Below are 20,688 nucleotides of genomic sequence, written 5' to 3'. Positions count from 1 at the left end.
CAAAAAAACCGACAAGTGATTGTCGGTTTTTTTATTGATCATACTGCCATTTCGAAGAATGAGGAATCTTTACAAGCAGCTCTACATCATAATTACTTATTTCTATAGACTGGTGAAGGCTTTTCACTTCAATGCATTGTGGAGTTACTTGTGGTGATCCTTCCTTCGTCAGGATGCCAATAGTGGCGCAAATACTGTCATAGAAAAACGACAAATAATTGTCGTTCTCTTTATTGATCATTTTGTCATTCCGAAGAATGAGGAATCTTCATAAGCAGCTCTACATCGTAATTACTTATTTCTATAGACTGGTGAAGGCTTTACAATTTAATGCATTGTGGAGCTACTTGTGGTGATCCTTCCTTCGTCAGGATGCCAATAGTGGCGTAAATACTTGCATAGAAAACTACGATCATATTGTCATTCCGAAGAATGAGGAATCTTCACAAGCAGTTCCACATCGCATAATTATTTTACTTAAAAAGAAAGAAAAAACTTTCATTTTTATAATGAAAAATCAATTAAAACTATTACTTTAGTTTTATGAAATACACAGAAGGATATCATACATACTATATTTATATCATAACAAATAAATCAAGAACTGTGTTTTATACCGGCGTAACCAACAACTTGAGAGTTCGTTTGAATCAGCACAAGGAAAATTGTATAACAGGCAAAAAAACTTTTGCATCAAGATATAAGGTAGAATTTTTACTCTATTATGAAAAATTTACCTGGATCCAGGAAGCCATACGTCGAGAGAAAGAAATTAAAGGCTGGCGAAGGGAAAAGAAAATTGAACTGATTAAAACAATTAATCTGGATTTAGATTTTTTAGATTACTTATTTCTATAGACTGGTAAAGGCTTTTCAATTCAATGCATTGCGGAGTTACTCGTGGAGATTCCTCATTCTTCGGAATGACAATAGTGGCGTAAATACTTGCATAAAAAACGACAAATGATTGCCGTTTTCTTTTAATTCAAACAATAAAAAACCGACAAGTGATTGTCGGTTTTTTTATTGATCATACTATCATTCCTAAGAATGAGGAATCTTCACAAGCAGTTCCACATAGTAATTACTTATTTCTATAGACTGATAAAGACTTTACAATTCAATGCATTGCGGAGTTACTCGTGGAGATTCCTCATTCTTCGGAATGACAATAGTGGCGCAAATACTTGCATAAAAAAACCGACAAGTGATTGCCATTTTCTTTTGATTCAAACACAAAAAAACCGGCAATCACTTGCCGGTTTTTTCACAACTATTATTATCAGACTAAGTAGTAGCACCGTTTAGCTTGTAGGACTTCGACTTCGCTCTGTCTGACAATGCATGTTCGTACTTTAGCTTTTAACTACTTCTTCTTCACCGGAAATTTCCAGTCAAATTCGTCTTTATCGTTAATGATTGCGCCAATTTCAAACTTCACAACCTCGTCAAATTCTGTTTGAAGAATGAACCAATTGTCTTCATTAAAGTAATTTTCAAAAGTATCAAAAGTCTCCTGATTGTATTTTGTAATTCCTTTTGTTGCGAGATCTTTCTTGACATCAGCAATTTTTCTTCCGATTAATTTGAAGCCAAAAACATCCAAATCGTTGCTTGATGCTACTAAATAACCTAATTTCAGGTCTTCTTCCTGATAAAACGTCAATCTGATTTTTTGCGCATTGTATACAAAAATTACATTATCATCTTCGTCTTTATAATTTTTATCAGGCTTTCCTAAAGCAGCTGTAACATCATTCTGCTTCATGCCGAAAAGCAACTTATCAATTCCTGATTTTAGATTTACTTTCATATTTACTTTTATTTAAAGTGCAAATTTCGTGAAGTTTCTTGTTGTTCCGCTATGAATTACACAAATTTTCTCAAATTTTAATATTACACATCGTAAGACTGAGCGAAGTCGAAAGAACTTCACCACAAAAAAGAGGGCTTCGACTTCGCTCAGCCTGACATATATAAAATTAATATTGTTTCTTATTCGGTTTGGCACTCATATAAAAGATAATTTTTCCACCGTTTATCACCTCCGAATGCTTTAGAAAAGGCTTGTCCAATTGTTTTCCGTTTAAAATCACCTTACTCACAAACACATTTTTATCGGATTGATTTACCGTTTCGACTTCAAATTTCTTTCCGTTCTCTAAATTAAAAATCGCCTTTTTCACCAATGGACTTCCCAATGCATACTCATCAGAACCCGGAGCAACCGGATAAAATCCTAAACTGCTAAAAATATACCAGGCACTCATTTGTCCAAAATCATCGTTTCCTCCTAAACCATCGGCTCCGTTTCGGTACATTTTTTTCAGAATCATCCTGATTTTGTCCTGAGCTTTCCATGGTGAATTCGTCCAATTGTACAAATAAACGACATGATGAGAAGGCTCGTTTCCATGAACATAGTTCCCGATGATTCCGTCTCTTGTAATATCTTCTGTGTTTTCAAAATATTTGTCCGGTAAATGCATGTTAAACAAAGAATCCAGACGAACTTTAAACTTCTCATTCCCACCCATCAATTTGATCATATCGGCGGGATCCTGTGGTACATAGAAGCTGTAATTCCATGAATTTCCTTCAATAAAACCTTGTCCGTGTGTATCCAACGGATCAAATTCTTTCTTAAAAGTTCCGTCATTTAGCTTTGGACGCATAAACCCCGTCTTAGCATCGTAAACATTTTTATAATTTTTAGATCTTTCGATGAACTCTTTATAAATTTCTGTCTTGCCTAACTTTTTTGCTGCCTGTGCAATCGCCCAGTCATCATAAGCATATTCGAGTGTTTTTGAAACCGAAGCACCGTTTTTGTCTTCAGGCACATAACCTTTTGTCATATAATATTCCAATCCGTCATAATAAGGTACTTTTGCAGTGTTCACACACGCCTGAAGTGCTTTTTCAGCATCAAAATTTGTATTGCCTTTTACAATCGCATCCGCAATTACAGAAACAGAATGATAGCCGATCATACACCAGTTTTCATTGGCATAATGCGACCAGATAGGCAACATCTTATGCACACTTTGGTCTGAATGTGCCAGCATAGAACTAATCATATCCGAGTTTCGACCCGGCTGTACTAAGTTGAATAACGGATGCAAAGCGCGATAGGTATCCCATAACGAGTAACTGGTATAATTTTTAAAGTTCTCGGCTTTATGAACGTTCATATCCAAACCTTTGTAGTTCCCGTCTAAATCCATGTATTCGGTTGGTCCTAAAAAGGCGTGGTACATCGCCGTGTAAAAATTCACCAAATCTTCTTTCTGAATGGTTTCAATCTGAACTTTATTCAACTCGTTGTTCCAGATTTCCTGACTTTGTTTTTTAACTTTTTCGAAATCCCAGCCCGGAACTTCTTTTTTCATATTTTCAAGTGCACCGGCAGAACTTACAGGTGATAAAGCCATTTTGATTTTGATTTTCTCTCCTTCTTCCGTGTTAAAATCAAAAAACAATTTTAAGTTCTGACCCGCCATTTCGGGGAAGTTTTTCGTCTGGTCAAACCTACCCCAAAAACCTCTGTACACACTTTTTTCTGATACCGCCTGACCGTAGCTTTTAATAGGTTTACTAAAGCTCATCGCAAAATAAACCGTTCTGGTTCTCGCCCAGCCATTCGTCTGGCGGTAACCCGTAATCAAAGTATCATTTTCAACACGAACAAAAGTCCATACATTTTTTTTATCATAATTGTAAATTCCGGAAGTCAGATCCAAAATCACATGAGCTTCATCCGACTTTGGAAAGGTGTACTGATGCATTCCTACACGTGTGGTGGCTGTTAGTTCCGCTTTGATTTTATGGTCCTCCAGTAGCACACTGTAATAGGCCGGCTCTGCTTTTTCGGTAGTATGAGAAAATGCCGATCGGTAACCCGATAACGGCTTTGAAGCAATACCCGGATTCAATTGTAACTTTCCTGTTGTGGGCATAATTAAAAAGTCGCCTAAATCAGAATGCCCTGTCCCGCTAAAATGAGTGTGACTAAACCCTACAATTGTTTTATCTTCATATTGGTATCCCGCACAATATTTATAGACATCTCCATTGTATTTCCCATTTGTACTGTAAGCTATAGTATCAGTTTCAGGACTCAACTGCACACTTCCAAACGGAACTGTTGCGCCGGGATAGGTATGTCCCATTTTGGCTGTCCCAATCATCGGATCAACGTACTGAATCAGATCTCGTTTTTCAGTCGGTTTTTTCTGAGCATTTACGGTACAACCAAATATTAAAAAGGATAATCCAAAAACAAAATTTTTACAATTTATTCTATTCATTAGTTTTCTTTTAATGATTATTTTTTGCTTAAAGCAGTATCTGGCATCTACTAAATCGATTTATCAATACTTTCAGATTTGAAAAATACAACAAAATATGCTTTTTAAAAAATATAAAATGATCCATTCTCAAAAGCTTTTAAATATCTTTGATTCTGCAAAATGTCATAACATACATGAAAAAATATATTTTATTGTGGATTCTTTTTTATAGTACATTCAGTTCTGCACAAAAAATAGAAAGTCACAGACTAACAAAAAAAGAAATCACTCAAAGAGAGCTCAACAATCTTTCTGATTTTCCAATCTATAAAGCCTTCGAGTGTTCCGATAAAGGTGGGGTTTATGAATTGCTATTCTGCGAAAATCAAAAAACAATCACCCAAAATGACACTTTAAATACAAAAATACAGGCCATTTATGTCCTTAATGATCATGGAGGTTTTCTTGAAAAATGGCGAATCAATGATTTACTGGAAGATTATGATCCCAAAGAAACAAATATCTGGTTCTGGACAAAATACAGCAGTACCAAAGATCTTGATGGAGACGGATATATCGATCCCGTAATCGTTTACGGTACAAAAACAGAGTACAATGAGATAAGACGTGTCAAAATTATTACGGTATACCAAAACAAAAAGTACGTGATTCGCGCCGTAGAATGTGATCTGGATTATTGCAGGAGCTTTAAAAAAGACAATAATTGGAATTCTTTACCGCAAAAAATAAAAACCCATATTGATCAATTGGTTGTCAAACTTAGAAAAGAACAAAATTTAATTTTGAAAGACGGATAGAAATTAAATGCCAATCCAAATTTTAAAATTCTAATGAATTGTGTTCTTAAATTCTGTAAATAAAATGGGGCGAACCGGATGGTTCTTCTTTTCTTTCCATTCCGTTTTTAACCGGATTAAAATCCGGCCCTACAATATGAGCCGAGGCTAGCGCCTCTTTTTTAAAGCTTACGCTTTATTTTTACCAAATTATACGTTTTGTAAAATGGGGCGAACCGATGCTTCTTCTTTTTCTTCCATTCCGTTTTGACCGGGTTTAAAATCCGACCCTACAATATGGGCCGAGGCTAGCGCCTCTTTTTTAAAAGCTTACGCTTTATTTTTACCAAATTATACGTTTTGTAAAATGGGGCGAACCGATGCTTCTTCTTTTCCTTTCATTTCGTTTTGACCGGATTAAAATCCGGCCCTACAATATGGGCCGAGGCTAGCGCCTCTTTTTTAAAAGCTTACGCTTTTTTCTCTTACCTCATCAAAAAAATCTTTTCTTAGGGAGATATCTTCATTTATTACAAAATTAGATGTTGTATTAAGGAGTTCCGTAGGAACGAAACATATCGTAGCAACGGATTTTAATCCGTTGTAAAATAATGCATCCCACCCAAGAGTTCCGTAGGAACGGCACATATTATGACGACAGATTTTATTTTTGGGCAAATTACAAATCCACAATGGGTTTGTAAAATAGGACGAACCAATGGTTCCTCTTTTCTTCCCATTCCGTTTTAACCGGATTAAAATCTGGCTGTACCAAATGAATCGAGGCTAGCACCTCTTTTTAAAGCTTACGCTTTAAATTTTCTCTTACCTCATCAAACCATTCGTTTCTTAAAATACTTAAAACGATGGAATCACGGCGAACATCACTATTTGCGGTTGGCATATGACTTCTTAAAACACCTTCGACTTTACAGCCGATGCTTTTCATCGCAGCAATACTGCGTTCGTTATTATTATCGGCACGGAATTCTACTCGTTCCATACCAAGTGTTTCGAAGGCAAATTGCAGCAATAAAAATTTACAATGTTTGTTCAGTCCGGTACCTCTAAATGCCGATCCGTACCAGGTGAATCCTAACTGAAGTGTTTTATATTCGAGATTCATATCGTAGAAACGGGTTGAACCTGCATATTTTTGAGTTTTTTTATCGAAAACTATAAACGGAAATTCTTTTTGATTTTCGCGTGCTTTTATCGCCAGCTGAATGTATTGGATCAGATTTTCTTTTCCATCTGCACCTACGAGTGAGTACTTCCAGGTTTCCGGTTCGTTGATCGAAATTTCCAATAAATTATCGACATCAGATTCTTGTAAAGGGCGCAATAAAACGGACTCGTCTTCTAAAATTATAGTATCGGAGAAATTAAAATTTGATGTTGTCATGAGATTTTTTTTTGAACCGCTCACTATAAAGTCTTCTATTTACTTTATCTAAAAACTATTTCACAGAGATTCGCAAAGTTTTACAAAATTGATAGTTTATTCACTCATTTCGTCATAACGCTCCGGAACTTGCGGATCGTATAACGGACATTTGAATTCTTCCATCAAAGAAACCAGTTTGTTCATGGTTTTTCCTTCGGTTCCGTAACAATCGATTTTGATGCTTTGTGGTGTCGTAATGACCTGAAAAGCTCCTTTTCCTCCGTTGTTTTTCCAACTATTTTCGTCCACTCTCTCCCATTGAGAAAAAACTGAGTTGATTCGGTTTAAGATAACTTCAACGGGAAGGGTCTCAAGACCTTCTACTTCTTCTTTTTCCACAAGGGCTTCATAAACTTCATGATGGTTTAAATAAACCTCTTCTAAATATCTCCAAAAAAGTAATTCGTACATGATTTGATGTTTTTAGCCCCGATAGAAGTGAAAATCCTTTTGTGACGGGGTTCGGCACAAAAGATTGCAACGAATAGCGGGATTAGCTTCTAAAAAAGCCAATGATTAATAAAAAAAGGTTCTGTGATAAACTCCAGCATAAAAACCTTTGCAACTCAGAACCTTTGTGTCTTTATTTCAAAAAATATTAATATTCGAATGTTCCGTATTCGCTGGTAATGGTAAGTTTTTTAGCAGTTGCTGCTTCTACTCTACCAACAATTTGTGCGTCTACATTAAATGATTTTGAAATTGCAATAATATCTTGTGCAATGTTTTCAGGAACATAAATTTCCATACGGTGACCGCAATTGAAAACCTGGTACATTTCTTTCCAATCGGTTTTAGATTGCTCCTGAATTAACTGGAACAATGGCGGAACCGGAAATAAATTGTCTTTTATAATATGTAAGTTCTGAACGAAATGTAAAATCTTAGTCTGAGCTCCTCCACTGCAATGCACCATTCCGTGAATATCTTTTGGCGTATAAGTATCCAAAATTTTCTTGATAATTGGCGCATACGTTCTGGTTGGAGAAAGTACCAACTGTCCTGCATTTATTGGACTGTTTTCGACAGCATCGGTTAAATTTACCTGTCCTGAATAGATTAATTCTTCGGGTACAGCTGCATCGTAACTTTCCGGATATTTTGCCGCAAGGTATTTTCCGAAAACATCATGACGTGCAGAAGTTAATCCGTTGCTTCCCATCCCTCCGTTATAGCTTTTTTCGTAAGTAGCCTGACCAAAAGAAGCCAATCCAACAATTACGTCTCCTGCTTTTATGTTGGCATTATCTACGACATCACTGCGTTTCATACGAGCAGTTACCGTAGAATCGACAATAATAGTACGAACAACATCACCTACATCGGCAGTTTCGCCTCCTGTTGAATGAATGGTTACCCCAAAAGATTTTAATTCGTTGATTAGTTCTTCGGTACCGTTGATGATCGCCGAAATGACCTCAGCCGGAATTAAGTTTTTGTTTCTTCCGATTGTTGACGAAAGCAAGATATTATCGGTTGCCCCTACGCACAATAAGTCATCAATATTCATGATTAAAGCATCCTGAGCAATTCCTTTCCAAACTGAAATATCTCCGGTTTCTTTCCAGTACATATAGGCTAATGATGATTTTGTACCGGCACCATCGGCATGCATAATCAAACAGTGCTCCTGGTCTTGTGTTAAATAATCAGGTACAATTTTACAAAATGCCTGCGGGAATAAACCTTTATCAATATTTTTTATGGCGTTGTGTACGTCTTCTTTTGATGCCGAAACACCTCTTTGTGCGTACCTTTTGCTAGAATCTGAACTCATGTAACTTAGTTTGTGTTGATGTGGTGCAAAGATAATCCCTTTTTTTAATTCTTTGATTGATTCGTATGTCTGATTCACAAAAAAAATCGGCAAGCTTTTAGGCACTGCCGATTTTTTTCAATAAAATTGGTTATCAAAAATTGAGTTTTTAGTATTTTACCTCCAATCCGGCATTGAGGCGTTCTGAAACAGTGTTGTTCGAGAACCATTACTATTGCTGCTAGAAATAGTAACTTTTTGTATAGTGTTGGCTGATAAACCATCATTTGATGTATTGACATAAATCAGCTCCGCTTCATTTGGAGAGAATTTTACATCGAAATCATTAAATCCATTTGGTTTTTGACTTGCCAATTCGGTTGAAGTATTATCCACGACTGTGTAAATAAATATTCTGGAGTCTAATCGTCTGTAAGTCGAATTTTCGAATCCTGAAATATCTCTGGTATAGGCAATTTTACTATTGTCTACAGAAATACTAATACCACTTGCACCACCCGTTACTCCGGAAAGCACCTGATACAATACATCACCGGCGGTATTGATAACATATATCTCAACACCGTATCCTGACATATCATTTACTTTAAGTACAATTTGTGACCCGTCCTGACTCCATTCACATTCTGAGATGAATTTTCCGTTTGGCGTTTTAAACAATTGAACCAATCCCGATCCGTCAGAATCAATGCGATACAATCTGTCAAAATTTGGATAAATAATTTGTCTTCCGTTGGTGCTCCAGCAATAATTAACATACTCCATATTAAATCCTGCTATCGGTATAAAGTTTGTAATTTTTTTGACATCGGTACCATCCGGATTCATGGTAAATATTTGATTTAATGATCCGTCAGAACTTATATAAGCAATTCTGTTGATGCTTAAATTTTTTCTCGGTCTGTAGCTGTTTACTTCGGCAGAGGATAATTGAAGTTCGTTTCCGGCTTCATCGGCTGTATAAATAACATTGTTATTTTTTACTTTTTTAACATACAAATATCTCGGATTTGGAAATGCTAAAGTCGTAAAGGAGTTTGTGACACTATTTATGGGTTTGTTAATTCCATCGTCTACGGTTACCTGCCAATAGTATTTTGTACTAAAACTTAAACCTGAAATGTTAAGTTTTGTTTCTTTTAGATTGGCATAGGTTTTAGTTTCGTCTGTTGTTCCGTTTTTCACCGTAACGGTATAGGTCATCGGATCTGATTCCGGATCTTTTGCTGTCCAGGTTAAATCTACGGTCAGAGGCTGTGCTGTAGCATTGTCTGTAGGTGCGGTTAGTACGGGAACATCTGGTGGTTTGTTATTGGCGGTAGAGACTTGTAACTCAAAAATAATCTGAGCTGTTATGTCTTTCTCAACAGTGGCAGGTTCAAATCTGGCGGTAAAACCATCTTTCTGGGCCTGAAAAGAATATTTTCCCAATGTTATTTTATCTATCTCGAAATATCCGTCTTTATCCGAAAATACGGTACTCGTAGTTGGGCTTGAAGAAATACGTGCGTTTTCTATTCCTTCATATGTTCGCGCATCTACTACTCTTCCTTTTATTGCTCCTGTTCCTGTTTCATCGACTTGATCTTCACTACAAGAAATCAAAAGCATAAAGCATATCAATATTTTTAGTCCTATTTTCATTGCGGTCTTGATTTGGTTAAACTTATCTTGACTTTTTTCTCTATTTTTTATTGAAAAAATATCGCTCTTTGGCATTATACTGCCGAACTATTTTTTCTTATGCTTGAAACTTTTTGGGAAGTAATAAGTGAGTCCCAAACCAAGTTTCCAGTAATAATCATCTCTTTTACCTCTTACGATATAATCGACATTGTCGCTAAAGGCCATATTATATTCTGCGAATAATTTTACTCCTAACTGACTGGTAGCCATATATTCGACACCACCTCCAAATTGAACTTTACTATGGAAATTTTTGTAGTCCTTATTAAATTCAAATCCGTACCCCCCATAAATAAAGGGCGTCAGAATATCACGAGGTAATATGGTGCATTCGAGATTGAGATCTGTAGATATATACCCCAAATCGTCTTTTCCTTTATTCTGAATTTTGAATACATTGGTTGAAGCGCTTATGTTAAAAGCCGGAGTGAAAAAATATTTCACAGCCCCTCTGGCCATTGGACGCGGCTCAGGACTTTTATAATCGCCTTGTATAATAGTTGTTCCACCGGAGATCTCTATACCAAAACGGCCTCTTTTGCCTTCTAAATTTCTATCGTATAATTGGGCCAGATCGGCTTCGCTTTTTTCTTTATCGTAGGCTGATACAAAATTATCGATTTGATTTTGAGGCGCATTCACTTCCCAAAGCTTGTCTTTGATTCCTTCTACAATAAGACCTTCAACGGCTTTTTCTATGGCTTCTGTAACTGCCAGCTGAATGGGTTCATTTCTGGTAAAACCGGTTTCTACTTCCAAAAGTCGATTTAGATTTACATATCGAAATAAACTGGCGTCTATACTTTGTGATAAGATGGTCTTAGAAACATAAACCGTGTTTAGTATTTTTCCGTTTGAGGTAGAAACCAATCTTAAATATACCGTAACCCGATCTTGTCTGTATCGCGTAGAACCTCCGGCGCCAAAATATCGGGCTCCAAAACCTCCGGTAATAATATTGGTGTCATAAGAAATAATACCGCCCTCTAATAAAACTCCCGCAAAGAGTAAAGGCGTCAATACTGCTTCACTGCCTTCTTTTTTTGCTTCATATTCCTGACGTGTAGACCGGATAATGTTTCGTTCGTTTAATAAATTTCCCAGATTCTCACGTTCTATAGGAACAAACCATTTTGAATCTTGAAGTGCTTTTATTAAAATAGAAGTAGCACCCTGAGTAACTGCTGTGCTAAATGTGCTTCCAACTTCCGTCGCTTTGTATTGACCTGTCTGGTCTTTAAATTTATACACGCCCACCACAATCTGTTCTTTTGGTTTTGGCATATCGACTAAGTGTTCAGTTGCAGAAGTGTTTTCTCCAAAAACAGCTTTCTGAACTCCTACGGGTTGATTAAAATAAGCGCCACATCCTGAAAAGAGTAGGCAGGTTATTAACAGTAGAAAAAGGAGAGTTTTATTCATAATTAGTTATTTTTTAATAATAAAACATGAACTTACTTTTTATAAAAATCGAATACCAGACTATTTACCCGGTATAATAACTTGCGTTTGCTCGCCAGTTTCTATATCCAGAATATTGACAACCATTCCTAAGTTAGAATTGTAAATATCCACAGACAGCGTTCCGAATACATAATTACCCGGAGTAAGTCCTTGGCCACCGCCAGTACCACCGCCAGAACCTGTACCTGACCCAAATTGACCTTCAAATAATGAATTTGAAATTCGGTTGAGCAATTGGTTATTTAAAGTACTTTTAAAACGCTCCAGATCTGTTGGCTGCTTGTATCCGTTTGTATTGTCTTCTTTATAATCATTTTGTGCCTGTGCAGAACTAAGCATCCATTGATAATTAAAAGTTTCACCACCGCTAAAAGCCGGATTTATAGGCTTATAAGCAAGATCCTGTGCGAAAGAAACGGTGCAAAAACCCAACACAAATACGAATGAAATTAAATTTTTCATATTGCTGTTATTTAGTTTCCTACATTAAAAAAAAAAGAAAAACTCCTCTACAAAAATTACTTCTCGATTATTAATATTGAGTTATTTATTAATACTGAGTGATTATTTTATTCTGTTTTTCGATGTCTTTAAAATACTTAAATGCTTTTGATGCGGCAGATTCTGCCATGTATTTTAAAAAATCTTCGTCCGGACGTGAAATAAATTCTTCGACTATTTCTCCATCTACCAGAATAGTAATTTTTGTTGTACGTCCAAAAGTCAATTCCTCCTGAACGGTCACGATTTTAGTTGTATTAATTCTTAGCTTTGAATATTGTGCGTAAAAAAAATCATAAAAATCATTCCCCAGTTTTGTTTTGGTATCGTTAGCAACAATCCCGATCATTTCAATTCCATCTACAGGAATTGACTTTCCGGTATCTGATACTTTATCTTCTCCAAAAACAACACGGTCTTTACCTATCAATTCATTTTTTTCATCATAAATTAATAGCAATATTATGATTTCATCTTCTGGTGTAAAATTAACCTGCGTTTTAGAAAGTTCCACTTTTTGAATCGGTTCCAGGGTGACTCTTCCGTCCTGCGCATTATTTGATTTATTCGAGTTTTTTTTGTTTTTTTTAAATACAGTCAATTTATATGATATGTTCTTAAACTGCGATTTTAAGTTTTCTGCAGTTCCCGTAATAGCAAGTAAATTTTCTATTTCTTTTACTTCTATTTTGGCTTTTACTTCAATGTGAACTTCCTGAGAAAATCCAGATTCAGAAAAAAAAATAGCAAAAACAATAATCAATATGCTCCAATACTTTTTCATGATACTATCGATTGAATATGTAAATTGTCCCCGAGTTTCCCGTTTGATTAATTATTAAATCTTTAGATATCGAATTTGAGCCGGTACTGATTACCGATAAATTATTGCCGTACTGATTGATTGCCATGGAAGTCACTCCACGCGAATACATCGAAGTATCATTTATATAATTGTTATTGCCTGTTTGTGTGTAGGACTGATTAATTTCATCAGCATATTTGTAGACATTCATGTAGTTATTATTGCCTGTCTGTTGTGCGGTAACATAAGCATTATTACTTATGATGGTTAAATTGGCTTGATTGTAGTTTCCAATTTGAGCAACAGTTACGATGTTGCTGCTTCTGATGTATTGATTTACTGTTTGATTTTGATTGCGATTGTAGGCTTCATTTAATAAATAGTCACCTCTATTCACATCAATTACTTGAGAGAATAAAATCCCTGTGATTAGTAAGAAGATAAAAGTGGCTAAACGTTTCATGACCTTTTGTAATTTAAAAAAAGGAAGAACTTAATAGTTCAAGTTCTTCCTTTTCCTGGTTTATTCTTAGTTAGATTGAATTACTACACTTCCATTTAAGAAACCTGTTTGAGTAACTGTACTCATATGATCGTTTCCAAATTGTGCAGTGGCTGCAAAGTTGCCGGCTCCGTATTGTTGAATACTAGAAGTGTTGTCCCAGCCTAATTGTAAAGTAGCTGCATTGTTAAACAGTCCAAATTGATCTGTAGATGCGGTGTTGTCATTTCCGAATTGAAGTGTCAAAGCGTTATTGGCAAGACCAAATTGATTAGTAGTAGCTGTATTGAAGTTACCAATCTGTAATACATCAGAATTGTTGTAAGCTCCAATTTGAGTAGTAACTGCAAGATTACCGAACCAGATTCCCTGAGCGATGCTAGAGTCATTATTGTCTCCGATTTGTGTTACTATAGCAACATTTCCTCCTCCTAATTGTCCAACAGTAGACTCATTATCATCTCCATATTGTCCTACAATTGCAACGTTGGCAATACCTATTTGGTCAACATCTGAGCTATTAGTTGCTCCTACCTGAATTACTAGTGCACCATTTAATAAACCTGTCTGGTCCACATCACTCATGTTACCTTGCGCAAAAGCTGCGACTCCCACAAACAGCATCGCGGAGATGCTTAAAATTGCTTTTTTCATAATAAATATATTTAATTGGTTATTAATTCAATTTATTACGTAGGTCAGTATGATTTAGGGAAATCATGCACTCAAAATCTTCATTCAAAAATAAAAATCAAAGCTCTTATTTTCTTTCTTCATGATCAAAATTAGAAAACTTATCACCAACCAAAACAGGTATAAATACCTATTTTCCAATATCTTAATTACTTTTCGATGAACTGTAAAACTATCTCGATGAACTACTTTAATGCGTTTTTTTCTTAGCAGGAAAAAAGCTACTTTTCATAATTTGATCACAATTTGACTTAGACATTTGTTAAAACAAAATCATAATATCAATTTTTTAACAAAATCATAAAAAAAATCCCGTCTTGGAAAAGACAGGATTTAAGAAAGTGTATATGCTAAATGTTATTTGGTAAACAACAATTCTCTGTATTTCGTCAAAGTCCAGCTTTCATCATCTACTAACAATTCTAATTTATCACAGTGATTGCGGATGTCTTCAAAATAAGGTTTTACTTTGTTACAATACGCTTCTGCCATTTTTTGTGCATCGGTCAATTGATTTGCTGTTTTTCGCTCACTAGTCATCGCCAGTACTTTAGAATTGATTCCTTCTATATGACCTGAGATTTCTTTGATCAGAACGATTTGTTCTTTTGCAATGGTTTCAAACTCTTTACCAAAAATCTCTTTTAACCCTTTTACATTTTCAATTAAAGTATTTTGGTAGCGAATAGCAGTTGGAATAACATGGTTTCTCGCGATATCCCCTAATACCCTTCCTTCGATCTGGATTTTCTTAGTGTATTCTTCCAATTCAATTTCGTAACGCGCTTCCGCTTCAACGTGATTCAGAATTCCGAGTTCGTCAAATAATTCCAAAGCTTGCTTAGAAACTTTCGCTTTAATCGCTTCCGGAGTGGTTTTAAAATTACTCAACCCTCTTTTAGCCGCTTCTTTTTCCCAGGCATCACTATAACCATCTCCTTCAAAAAGGATTTTTTTAGACTGCTTGATATATTCTCTTAAAACATTAAAGATCGCATCGTCTTTCTTCATGTCTTTAGATTCAATTAAACCGTCTACTTCTATTTTAAAATCTTTTAATTGTTTGGCCACAATAGCATTCAGGGTAGTCATTGCGTTTGAACAGTTGGCATTCGACCCCACAGCTCTAAACTCAAATTTGTTTCCTGTAAAGGCAAAAGGCGAAGTTCTGTTACGGTCTGTATTGTCTAAAAGAACGTCCGGAATTTTTCCGACAACGTTTAATTTTAAATCTGTTTTTTCCTCAGGAGATAATTTTCCGGTGGTTACACTTTCTAATTCCAACAATACTTTAGACAATTGCGCTCCGATAAAAACAGAGATGATTGCCGGAGGTGCCTCATTAGCTCCCAAACGATGATCGTTGCTGGCCGTCGCAATAGAAGCTCTCAATAAAGTTTCGTAATCGTTAACCGCCTTAATCGTATTGATGAAGAAGGTTAAAAACTGCAGATTGCTCATTGGCGTTTTACTCGGACTCAATAAATTAACTCCTGTATCTGTTGCCAACGACCAGTTGTTGTGTTTTCCGGAACCATTTACTCCTTTAAAAGGCTTTTCATGAAACAGCACTTTAAAATCGTGACGCTCCGCTACTCTTTGCATCACATCCATTAATAAAGAGTTGTGATCTACTGCCAGATTGGTTTCTTCAAAAATTGGAGCTAATTCAAACTGGTTAGGTGCTACTTCATTGTGACGTGTTTTTACAGGTATACCTAATAACATACACTCCTGCTCTAAGTCTCTCATATAAGTTAACGCACGAGTTGGGATCGATCCGAAATAGTGATCGTCTAACTGTTGTCCTTTTGCCGAAGTATGTCCTAATAAGGTTCTTCCTGTCATCATTAAGTCGGGACGGGAATTGGCCAATGCTTTATCAATTAAAAAGTATTCCTGTTCCCAGCCCAAAGTAGCGGTAACCTTCTTTACGTTTTTATCAAAATATTTACACACTTCAGTCGCCGCTTCATCCATTGCAGATAAAGCTCTTAACAATGGAATTTTATTATCCAAAGCCTCTCCTGTATAAGCAATAAATACGGTTGGAATACACAAAGTGGTACCGTAAATAAATGCCGGAGAAGTTGGATCCCAGGCAGTATACCCTCTCGCTTCAAATGTATTTCTGATTCCGCCATTCGGAAAACTTGAAGCGTCTGGTTCCTGCTGCACCAATTGCGCTCCTCCAAACTTTTCTACAGGGTCGCTTCCGTCGTAAGACGTTTCAAAAAAGGCATCATGCTTTTCTGCAGTTGTTCCTGTAAGAGGCTGAAACCAGTGTGTATAATGGGTAACCCCTTTTGATAATGCCCATTCTTTCATCCCCATGGCGATATAATCGGCCAGTTTTCTGTCTATTTTAGTCCCATGTTGAATGGCATCTCTCACTCCTTTTAAAGCATCAGAAGTTAAAAATTGCTTCATTGCTTTTTCATTAAACACATTTGAACCAAAGATGTTCGATTTTCTGTCTATTTCTTCAAAATGTACCGGCTTTCTTGTAGAAGCTTCTTGTAAAGCTTGGAAACGTAATGTTGACATGTATATAAGTTTAAAAATTTGTAATTATTTTCATTAAAAAAAGAGAAACAAATATAAACAATAAACTCCCCTCTTTGAAACATAAACTTTAGAATATTATCCAACGATTTATCAACATTAAACGCTTTTTTCAAAGAATAATGAATTTGATTCAAAGAAATATAACAAAATGCCGCAGTATTATTCATTAAATCAACATTTTTTCACAATTCTATAGTTTAAAAATTTAAAAACAGGCCCTCATTTTTACGAATTTGCCTTTTTACACTATCTAAAATTACTTTTTTAAAAATATACCCCTTCAAAAATTACGCTTATCTAAAAAATAGTAACACTCAAAACAAAATAGCCCCCTAATTTTTAGGAGTGAAAAAATAAATCTATCTTTGACCCAACGAAAAAAAACAAAAAAATTAATTTATATTATTATGGCTAAAATTAAGTTAGAATACATTTGGTTAGATGGATATGAACCAACCCAAAATCTTAGAAGTAAAACTAAAGTTGAAGAGCACGAAAATTTCAAAGGAACGTTAGAAGAACTTGGGAATTGGTCATTTGACGGTTCATCAACCAAACAAGCCGAAGGCGGATCTTCTGACTGTCTTTTAGTTCCAGTTGCAATCTATCCGGATCCAACACGTATTAACGGATACCTGGTAATGTCAGAAGTTATGTATGCTGACGGAAGACCACACCCTTCTAACGGTAGAGCTACAATTGACGATGATAATGATGATTTTTGGTTTGGATTCGAACAAGAGTACTTCATCATGGATACTAAAACTCAACTTCCTCTTGGATTTCCTGTTGGAGGTTACCCAGCTCCACAAGGGATGTACTACTGCTCTGTAGGTGGAAAAAATACACATGGTAGAAAATTAGTAGAAGAACATGCTGATTTGTGTATCGCTGCCGGTATTAACTTTGAAGGTATCAACCAGGAAGTTGCCTGCGGACAATGGGAGTTCCAATTATTTGCTAAAGGAGCTAAAAAAGCCGGAGACGAGATCTGGGTTGCCCGTTACTTATTAGATCGTTTGACTGAAAAATACGGTTACTATATCGAATACCACCCAAAACCACTTGGAGATACCGACTGGAATGGTTCAGGTATGCATGCTAACTTCTCTAACGAAGTATTGAGAACATGTGGAGATCAGGCTACTTACGAAAGAATCTGTGAGGCTTTCCGTCCTGTTACTGCTGAGCATATTGCAGTTTACGGAGCTTATAACGACCAACGTTTGACTGGTAAACACGAAACAGCTTCTATTCATGATTTCTCTTATGGTGTTTCAGACAGAGGATGTTCAATCAGAATCCCGTTAATGACGGTACAAAAAGGCTGGAAAGGCTGGTTAGAAGACAGAAGACCTGCTTCAAACGGTGACCCGTATAAAATCGCTGCCAGAATTATCAAAACTGTAAAATCAGCATTGTAATTCTTAAAGTATATCATACTCAAAAGTGCCCTCCATTTAGAAGGGCACTTTTTTTATACGGCCTATTTTCTAAAATCCGGACAACGGGAATAAATTACAGGAATTTGCCGTTAACTTTTCAAGAATTCATTTTTAGATTTAATATAAAAACTATCTTTGTGAATCACTAAAAAAGCACCCTAATGGTTTGGATTTTCTTCTTAATAGCTGTCGCACTTATTCTTGCTTTAGACTTAGGCGTTTTCAACAAAAACCCACACATCATCAGTACTAAAGAAGCAAGTAAATGGACTCTTATCTGGGTAACCCTGTCTTTTCTTTTTTCAGGAGTTATTTACTGGCTGTACACTACCGATTATATTGCAAATCCCGACAATCTGAAACCCGCCGTGGCTTCTATGAAGTTTATAACCGGTTACCTGATTGAATTATCGCTAAGCGTTGACAATATTTTTGTGATCGCGATTATTTTTGCTTCCTTTAAGATACCTCAAAAATACCAGCACCGTGTTTTATTCTGGGGAATCCTGGGTGCCGTTATTTTCCGCGGATTAATGATTTTCTTTGGAGTAATGCTTATCAATAAGTTTGCCTGGACAACTTATTTGTTTGGTGCTTTCCTGCTTTTTACAGCCATCAAAATGCTGTTCACCGGAGACAATGAAGATTTTCAGCCCAAAGACTCTTTTATCTACAAAACACTGGGAAAAATTATTCCGATTACCTCGCAGATGGACGGAGAGAAATTTTTCATCAGCACAAAAACAGCTAAGAAAGCTGCAACCCCATTATTTGTCGCTCTGATTGTAATCGAATTCATGGACGTTCTTTTTGCGGTAGATAGTGTACCCGCTATCCTCGCCATTACTTCTGACCCATTTTTAGTATTCAGTTCTAATATTTTTGCTATTCTGGGATTGCGTTCGATGTACTTTTTCCTAGCCAATATGCTGGCAAAATTCAGTTATCTGGAGTACAGCCTTATTGCGATCTTAAGTTTCGTAGGATTAAAAATGCTGCTTCACGATGTCTTCCACGTACCGGAATGGGCTTCTTTGGCATTCATTGCCCTTTCTCTTTTAGTTGGAATCCTGGTTTCTTTAAAATTCGGAGAAGAAAAAGAATTGACAGATGCAGATCCGGAATAGAATTAAAAATATCATAAACAAAAAAAAGGAGATCTTTCGATCTCCTTTTTTTATATCATACTCTAATGATTAGTTTAGCACTTTAACCTTACTATCATCAATGTTGTATTTTTTAATAACCGCATTGTAATCAGAGTAATCGGCTTTATTAACTGATTTACCTGTACTTGAAAATGCTCCCGGCACAATTACAATTCTAAAAGTTTGGTTTTTTATAAACTCAGGCGTCAAAGCCAAATCATAACTTCCTCCTGCAAAAATGGTAAAATCGTTTTTACTAAAATCGAAGTCATAATCGAAATCCCCTTTTGAAGTATAAACTGTTCTAGGAATTTGCTGCCAGATTGGAGTAGTTGGATTAACTGTTCCTGCCAATCTATAAATTATAAGTACATCGGAATCAAAAATCGCCGGTGTCAATTTCTGATAGATATTATAACCGTCAGTGCTATTAAAGCTAAAATTTACATTTTGAAGTTCAAAAACTTCTGCCGCAGGTCCCGGATCACCAATAGGTCCTTCTGGTCCTTCACAACTTGAAAATCCGATTAGTCCAACGACTGCAACTGCGAAAAGTGTAAGTATCTTTTTCATAATTTCTGTGGTATTACTTGTTTTTAGAATATATATAAAGGTATTCCAAAAATCAAACCAAAAAAAATATTTCGCGCCGTTCTTGTTAGAATTTTCTATTATTTTTTCGTAACCTGCTGATTTTTAAGTAGTATTTTATTAAAAAATAAAGCATGATAAGACAATGAATTCTCCCAATAATCCCAGGTATGTGCTCCCGCACGTTCGGTATAATCATGATCTACTTTATTATAAACCAATCTTCGATGTAATTCTCTATTGGGTTCTATCAAAAAATCATCGACACCACAATCTATAATTAAAGGAAGTTTATTTGCTTTTAATTTGTCCAACATCCCCATTACAGCATATTGTGCATACATTTCAGAACTGTCGCTTTTATCCCCAAAAACGGGCTGCATTAATTTTACAATCTGTCCCGATGCATCTCTGTTTAACATTACACTCATATCTACTGCGCCACTCATACTGCCTGCCGCACAAAACAAATCCGGATGTTTGGCAGACAAATACAAAGCACCATGCCCTCCCATCGAAAGCCCTGTAATGACTCTTCCATTTCTGTTGCTTATGGTTCGATAGGTTTTGTCTACTTTCTGAATCACTTCCTGTGTGATAAAGGTTTCAAACTGACTTCCTTTATTGACCGGGCTATCCAGATAAAAACTAAACGTTTCTCCTTCAGGCATGACGATAATCATATTGTATTGATCGGATAAATTCTGCACTAATTTTTTATTGGGTGTATTTTTCAGCCAGTCGCTAAAATGTCCGTAAGCCCCATGCAGTAAATACATCACCGGAAATGCCGATTTGCTTTTTGCATACGAATTTGGCAAAACAACCGCAGCTTTGTAGGTTTTGCTCATGGCTGTACTCGCAACTTGTAACGTATCTACTTTTGCCGCATAACTCATTGAAGTAACGCCCAAAAAAACAGCAAATACTAAAATTCTAAAGTTTTTCATATTTAAATTTTTCTGATTAAGG

General features: G+C 36.0%; 19 protein-coding genes. 4 read left to right on the top strand and 15 right to left on the bottom strand.

Annotated features, from left to right (window positions below):
* Nucleotides 1-31 precede the first annotated feature (31 nt).
* Entirely contained in the window at nucleotides 32-241 is a 210-nt protein-coding gene (locus tag OLM61_RS14445) for a hypothetical protein (protein ID WP_264523342.1), read from the bottom strand.
* A 302-nt stretch (nucleotides 242-543) separates the two neighbouring features.
* Here OLM61_RS14445 and OLM61_RS14440 point away from each other — a divergent pair, with 302 nt between their 5' ends.
* Entirely contained in the window at nucleotides 544-858 is a 315-nt protein-coding gene (locus tag OLM61_RS14440) for a GIY-YIG nuclease family protein (RefSeq protein ID WP_264523341.1), read from the top strand.
* A 508-nt stretch (nucleotides 859-1,366) separates the two neighbouring features.
* On the opposite strand, the gene OLM61_RS14435 is transcribed toward OLM61_RS14440, so the two are convergent.
* Together OLM61_RS14435 and OLM61_RS14430 are read right to left on the bottom strand one after the other, a co-directional pair.
* Nucleotides 1,367-1,813, bottom strand: a complete 447-nt coding sequence (locus OLM61_RS14435; RefSeq protein WP_264523340.1) for a hypothetical protein — start codon at nucleotides 1,811-1,813, stop codon at nucleotides 1,367-1,369.
* Nucleotides 1,814-1,982: 169 nt separating this feature from the next.
* Nucleotides 1,983-4,310 carry a GH92 family glycosyl hydrolase gene (locus tag OLM61_RS14430; RefSeq protein ID WP_264523339.1) on the bottom strand — a complete coding sequence of 776 codons (2,328 nt, stop codon included), beginning with the start codon at nucleotides 4,308-4,310 and terminating at the stop codon, nucleotides 1,983-1,985.
* Between the two features lie 176 nt (nucleotides 4,311-4,486).
* On the opposite strand from OLM61_RS14430, the gene OLM61_RS14425 reads away from it, so the two are divergent.
* Entirely contained in the window at nucleotides 4,487-5,110 is a 624-nt protein-coding gene (locus tag OLM61_RS14425) for a M949_RS01915 family surface polysaccharide biosynthesis protein (protein ID WP_264523338.1), read from the top strand.
* Nucleotides 5,111-5,888: 778 nt separating this feature from the next.
* On the opposite strand, the gene OLM61_RS14420 is transcribed toward OLM61_RS14425, so the two are convergent.
* From OLM61_RS14420 to OLM61_RS14375, 10 genes are all read right to left on the bottom strand, one after another.
* Nucleotides 5,889-6,494 carry a GNAT family N-acetyltransferase gene (locus tag OLM61_RS14420; protein WP_264523337.1) on the bottom strand — a complete coding sequence of 202 codons (606 nt, stop codon included), beginning with the start codon at nucleotides 6,492-6,494 and terminating at the stop codon, nucleotides 5,889-5,891.
* A 96-nt stretch (nucleotides 6,495-6,590) separates the two neighbouring features.
* Nucleotides 6,591-6,947 (bottom strand): hypothetical protein, encoded by a 357-nt coding sequence (locus OLM61_RS14415; protein ID WP_264523336.1) that lies wholly within the window; start codon nucleotides 6,945-6,947, stop codon nucleotides 6,591-6,593.
* A 187-nt stretch (nucleotides 6,948-7,134) separates the two neighbouring features.
* Entirely contained in the window at nucleotides 7,135-8,313 is a 1,179-nt protein-coding gene (locus tag OLM61_RS14410; protein WP_264523335.1) for an AIR synthase related protein, read from the bottom strand.
* 156 nt (nucleotides 8,314-8,469) lie between these two features.
* Nucleotides 8,470-9,957 (bottom strand): carboxypeptidase regulatory-like domain-containing protein, encoded by a 1,488-nt coding sequence (locus OLM61_RS14405; RefSeq protein WP_264523334.1) that lies wholly within the window; start codon nucleotides 9,955-9,957, stop codon nucleotides 8,470-8,472.
* Nucleotides 9,958-10,044: 87 nt separating this feature from the next.
* On the bottom strand, nucleotides 10,045-11,421 hold the full coding sequence (locus OLM61_RS14400) for a CsgG/HfaB family protein (protein WP_264523333.1): 1,377 nt from the start codon (nucleotides 11,419-11,421) through the stop codon (nucleotides 10,045-10,047).
* Nucleotides 11,422-11,481: 60 nt separating this feature from the next.
* Nucleotides 11,482-11,925 carry a curli assembly protein CsgF gene (locus OLM61_RS14395; RefSeq protein ID WP_264523332.1) on the bottom strand — a complete coding sequence of 148 codons (444 nt, stop codon included), beginning with the start codon at nucleotides 11,923-11,925 and terminating at the stop codon, nucleotides 11,482-11,484.
* Between the two features lie 88 nt (nucleotides 11,926-12,013).
* A complete protein-coding gene (locus OLM61_RS14390; RefSeq protein ID WP_264523331.1) occupies nucleotides 12,014-12,748 on the bottom strand; it encodes a curli production assembly/transport protein CsgE in 735 nt (244 codons plus the stop codon).
* Nucleotides 12,749-12,752: 4 nt separating this feature from the next.
* Nucleotides 12,753-13,232: a hypothetical protein gene (locus tag OLM61_RS14385; protein WP_264523330.1), complete on the bottom strand. Its 480-nt coding sequence runs from the start codon at nucleotides 13,230-13,232 to the stop codon at nucleotides 12,753-12,755.
* 66 nt (nucleotides 13,233-13,298) lie between these two features.
* A complete protein-coding gene (locus tag OLM61_RS14380; protein WP_264523329.1) occupies nucleotides 13,299-13,925 on the bottom strand; it encodes a hypothetical protein in 627 nt (208 codons plus the stop codon).
* Nucleotides 13,926-14,321: 396 nt separating this feature from the next.
* Nucleotides 14,322-16,511 (bottom strand): glutamine synthetase III, encoded by a 2,190-nt coding sequence (locus tag OLM61_RS14375; RefSeq protein ID WP_264523328.1) that lies wholly within the window; start codon nucleotides 16,509-16,511, stop codon nucleotides 14,322-14,324.
* 428 nt (nucleotides 16,512-16,939) lie between these two features.
* Between OLM61_RS14375 and OLM61_RS14370 the strand changes: the two genes are divergently transcribed.
* Nucleotides 16,940-17,956 carry a glutamine synthetase beta-grasp domain-containing protein gene (locus OLM61_RS14370; protein WP_264523327.1) on the top strand — a complete coding sequence of 339 codons (1,017 nt, stop codon included), beginning with the start codon at nucleotides 16,940-16,942 and terminating at the stop codon, nucleotides 17,954-17,956.
* 182 nt (nucleotides 17,957-18,138) lie between these two features.
* Nucleotides 18,139-19,104: a TerC family protein gene (locus OLM61_RS14365; protein ID WP_264523326.1), complete on the top strand. Its 966-nt coding sequence runs from the start codon at nucleotides 18,139-18,141 to the stop codon at nucleotides 19,102-19,104.
* Nucleotides 19,105-19,173: 69 nt separating this feature from the next.
* Here OLM61_RS14365 and OLM61_RS14360 read toward each other — a convergent pair whose 3' ends face one another.
* Nucleotides 19,174-19,698 (bottom strand): hypothetical protein, encoded by a 525-nt coding sequence (locus OLM61_RS14360; RefSeq protein WP_264523325.1) that lies wholly within the window; start codon nucleotides 19,696-19,698, stop codon nucleotides 19,174-19,176.
* Between the two features lie 98 nt (nucleotides 19,699-19,796).
* Nucleotides 19,797-20,666 (bottom strand): alpha/beta hydrolase, encoded by an 870-nt coding sequence (locus OLM61_RS14355; protein ID WP_264523324.1) that lies wholly within the window; start codon nucleotides 20,664-20,666, stop codon nucleotides 19,797-19,799.
* Nucleotides 20,667-20,688 lie beyond the last annotated feature (22 nt).

This window comes from Flavobacterium sp. N502536, assembly GCF_025947345.1.
Taxonomy (GTDB): domain Bacteria; phylum Bacteroidota; class Bacteroidia; order Flavobacteriales; family Flavobacteriaceae; genus Flavobacterium.
The sequence above is the reverse complement of the archived record's forward strand: the minus strand, read 5'-3'. Positions and strand labels throughout refer to the sequence as shown.

Bases quoted from the DNA above. Each gene is read 5' to 3' on its own strand.
- OLM61_RS14445 (WP_264523342.1), bottom strand. From the start codon at position 241: ATGATCAATAAAGAGAACGACAATTATTTGTCGTTTTTCTATGACAGT.
- OLM61_RS14440 (WP_264523341.1), top strand. From the start codon at position 544: ATGAAATACACAGAAGGATATCATACATACTATATTTATATCATAACA.
- OLM61_RS14435 (WP_264523340.1), bottom strand. From the start codon at position 1,813: ATGAAAGTAAATCTAAAATCAGGAATTGATAAGTTGCTTTTCGGCATG.
- OLM61_RS14430 (WP_264523339.1), bottom strand. From the start codon at position 4,310: ATGAATAGAATAAATTGTAAAAATTTTGTTTTTGGATTATCCTTTTTA.
- OLM61_RS14425 (WP_264523338.1), top strand. From the start codon at position 4,487: ATGAAAAAATATATTTTATTGTGGATTCTTTTTTATAGTACATTCAGT.
- OLM61_RS14420 (WP_264523337.1), bottom strand. From the start codon at position 6,494: ATGACAACATCAAATTTTAATTTCTCCGATACTATAATTTTAGAAGAC.
- OLM61_RS14415 (WP_264523336.1), bottom strand. From the start codon at position 6,947: ATGTACGAATTACTTTTTTGGAGATATTTAGAAGAGGTTTATTTAAAC.
- OLM61_RS14410 (WP_264523335.1), bottom strand. From the start codon at position 8,313: ATGAGTTCAGATTCTAGCAAAAGGTACGCACAAAGAGGTGTTTCGGCA.
- OLM61_RS14405 (WP_264523334.1), bottom strand. From the start codon at position 9,957: ATGAAAATAGGACTAAAAATATTGATATGCTTTATGCTTTTGATTTCT.
- OLM61_RS14400 (WP_264523333.1), bottom strand. From the start codon at position 11,421: ATGAATAAAACTCTCCTTTTTCTACTGTTAATAACCTGCCTACTCTTT.
- OLM61_RS14395 (WP_264523332.1), bottom strand. From the start codon at position 11,925: ATGAAAAATTTAATTTCATTCGTATTTGTGTTGGGTTTTTGCACCGTT.
- OLM61_RS14390 (WP_264523331.1), bottom strand. From the start codon at position 12,748: ATGAAAAAGTATTGGAGCATATTGATTATTGTTTTTGCTATTTTTTTT.
- OLM61_RS14385 (WP_264523330.1), bottom strand. From the start codon at position 13,232: ATGAAACGTTTAGCCACTTTTATCTTCTTACTAATCACAGGGATTTTA.
- OLM61_RS14380 (WP_264523329.1), bottom strand. From the start codon at position 13,925: ATGAAAAAAGCAATTTTAAGCATCTCCGCGATGCTGTTTGTGGGAGTC.
- OLM61_RS14375 (WP_264523328.1), bottom strand. From the start codon at position 16,511: ATGTCAACATTACGTTTCCAAGCTTTACAAGAAGCTTCTACAAGAAAG.
- OLM61_RS14370 (WP_264523327.1), top strand. From the start codon at position 16,940: ATGGCTAAAATTAAGTTAGAATACATTTGGTTAGATGGATATGAACCA.
- OLM61_RS14365 (WP_264523326.1), top strand. From the start codon at position 18,139: ATGGTTTGGATTTTCTTCTTAATAGCTGTCGCACTTATTCTTGCTTTA.
- OLM61_RS14360 (WP_264523325.1), bottom strand. From the start codon at position 19,698: ATGAAAAAGATACTTACACTTTTCGCAGTTGCAGTCGTTGGACTAATC.
- OLM61_RS14355 (WP_264523324.1), bottom strand. From the start codon at position 20,666: ATGAAAAACTTTAGAATTTTAGTATTTGCTGTTTTTTTGGGCGTTACT.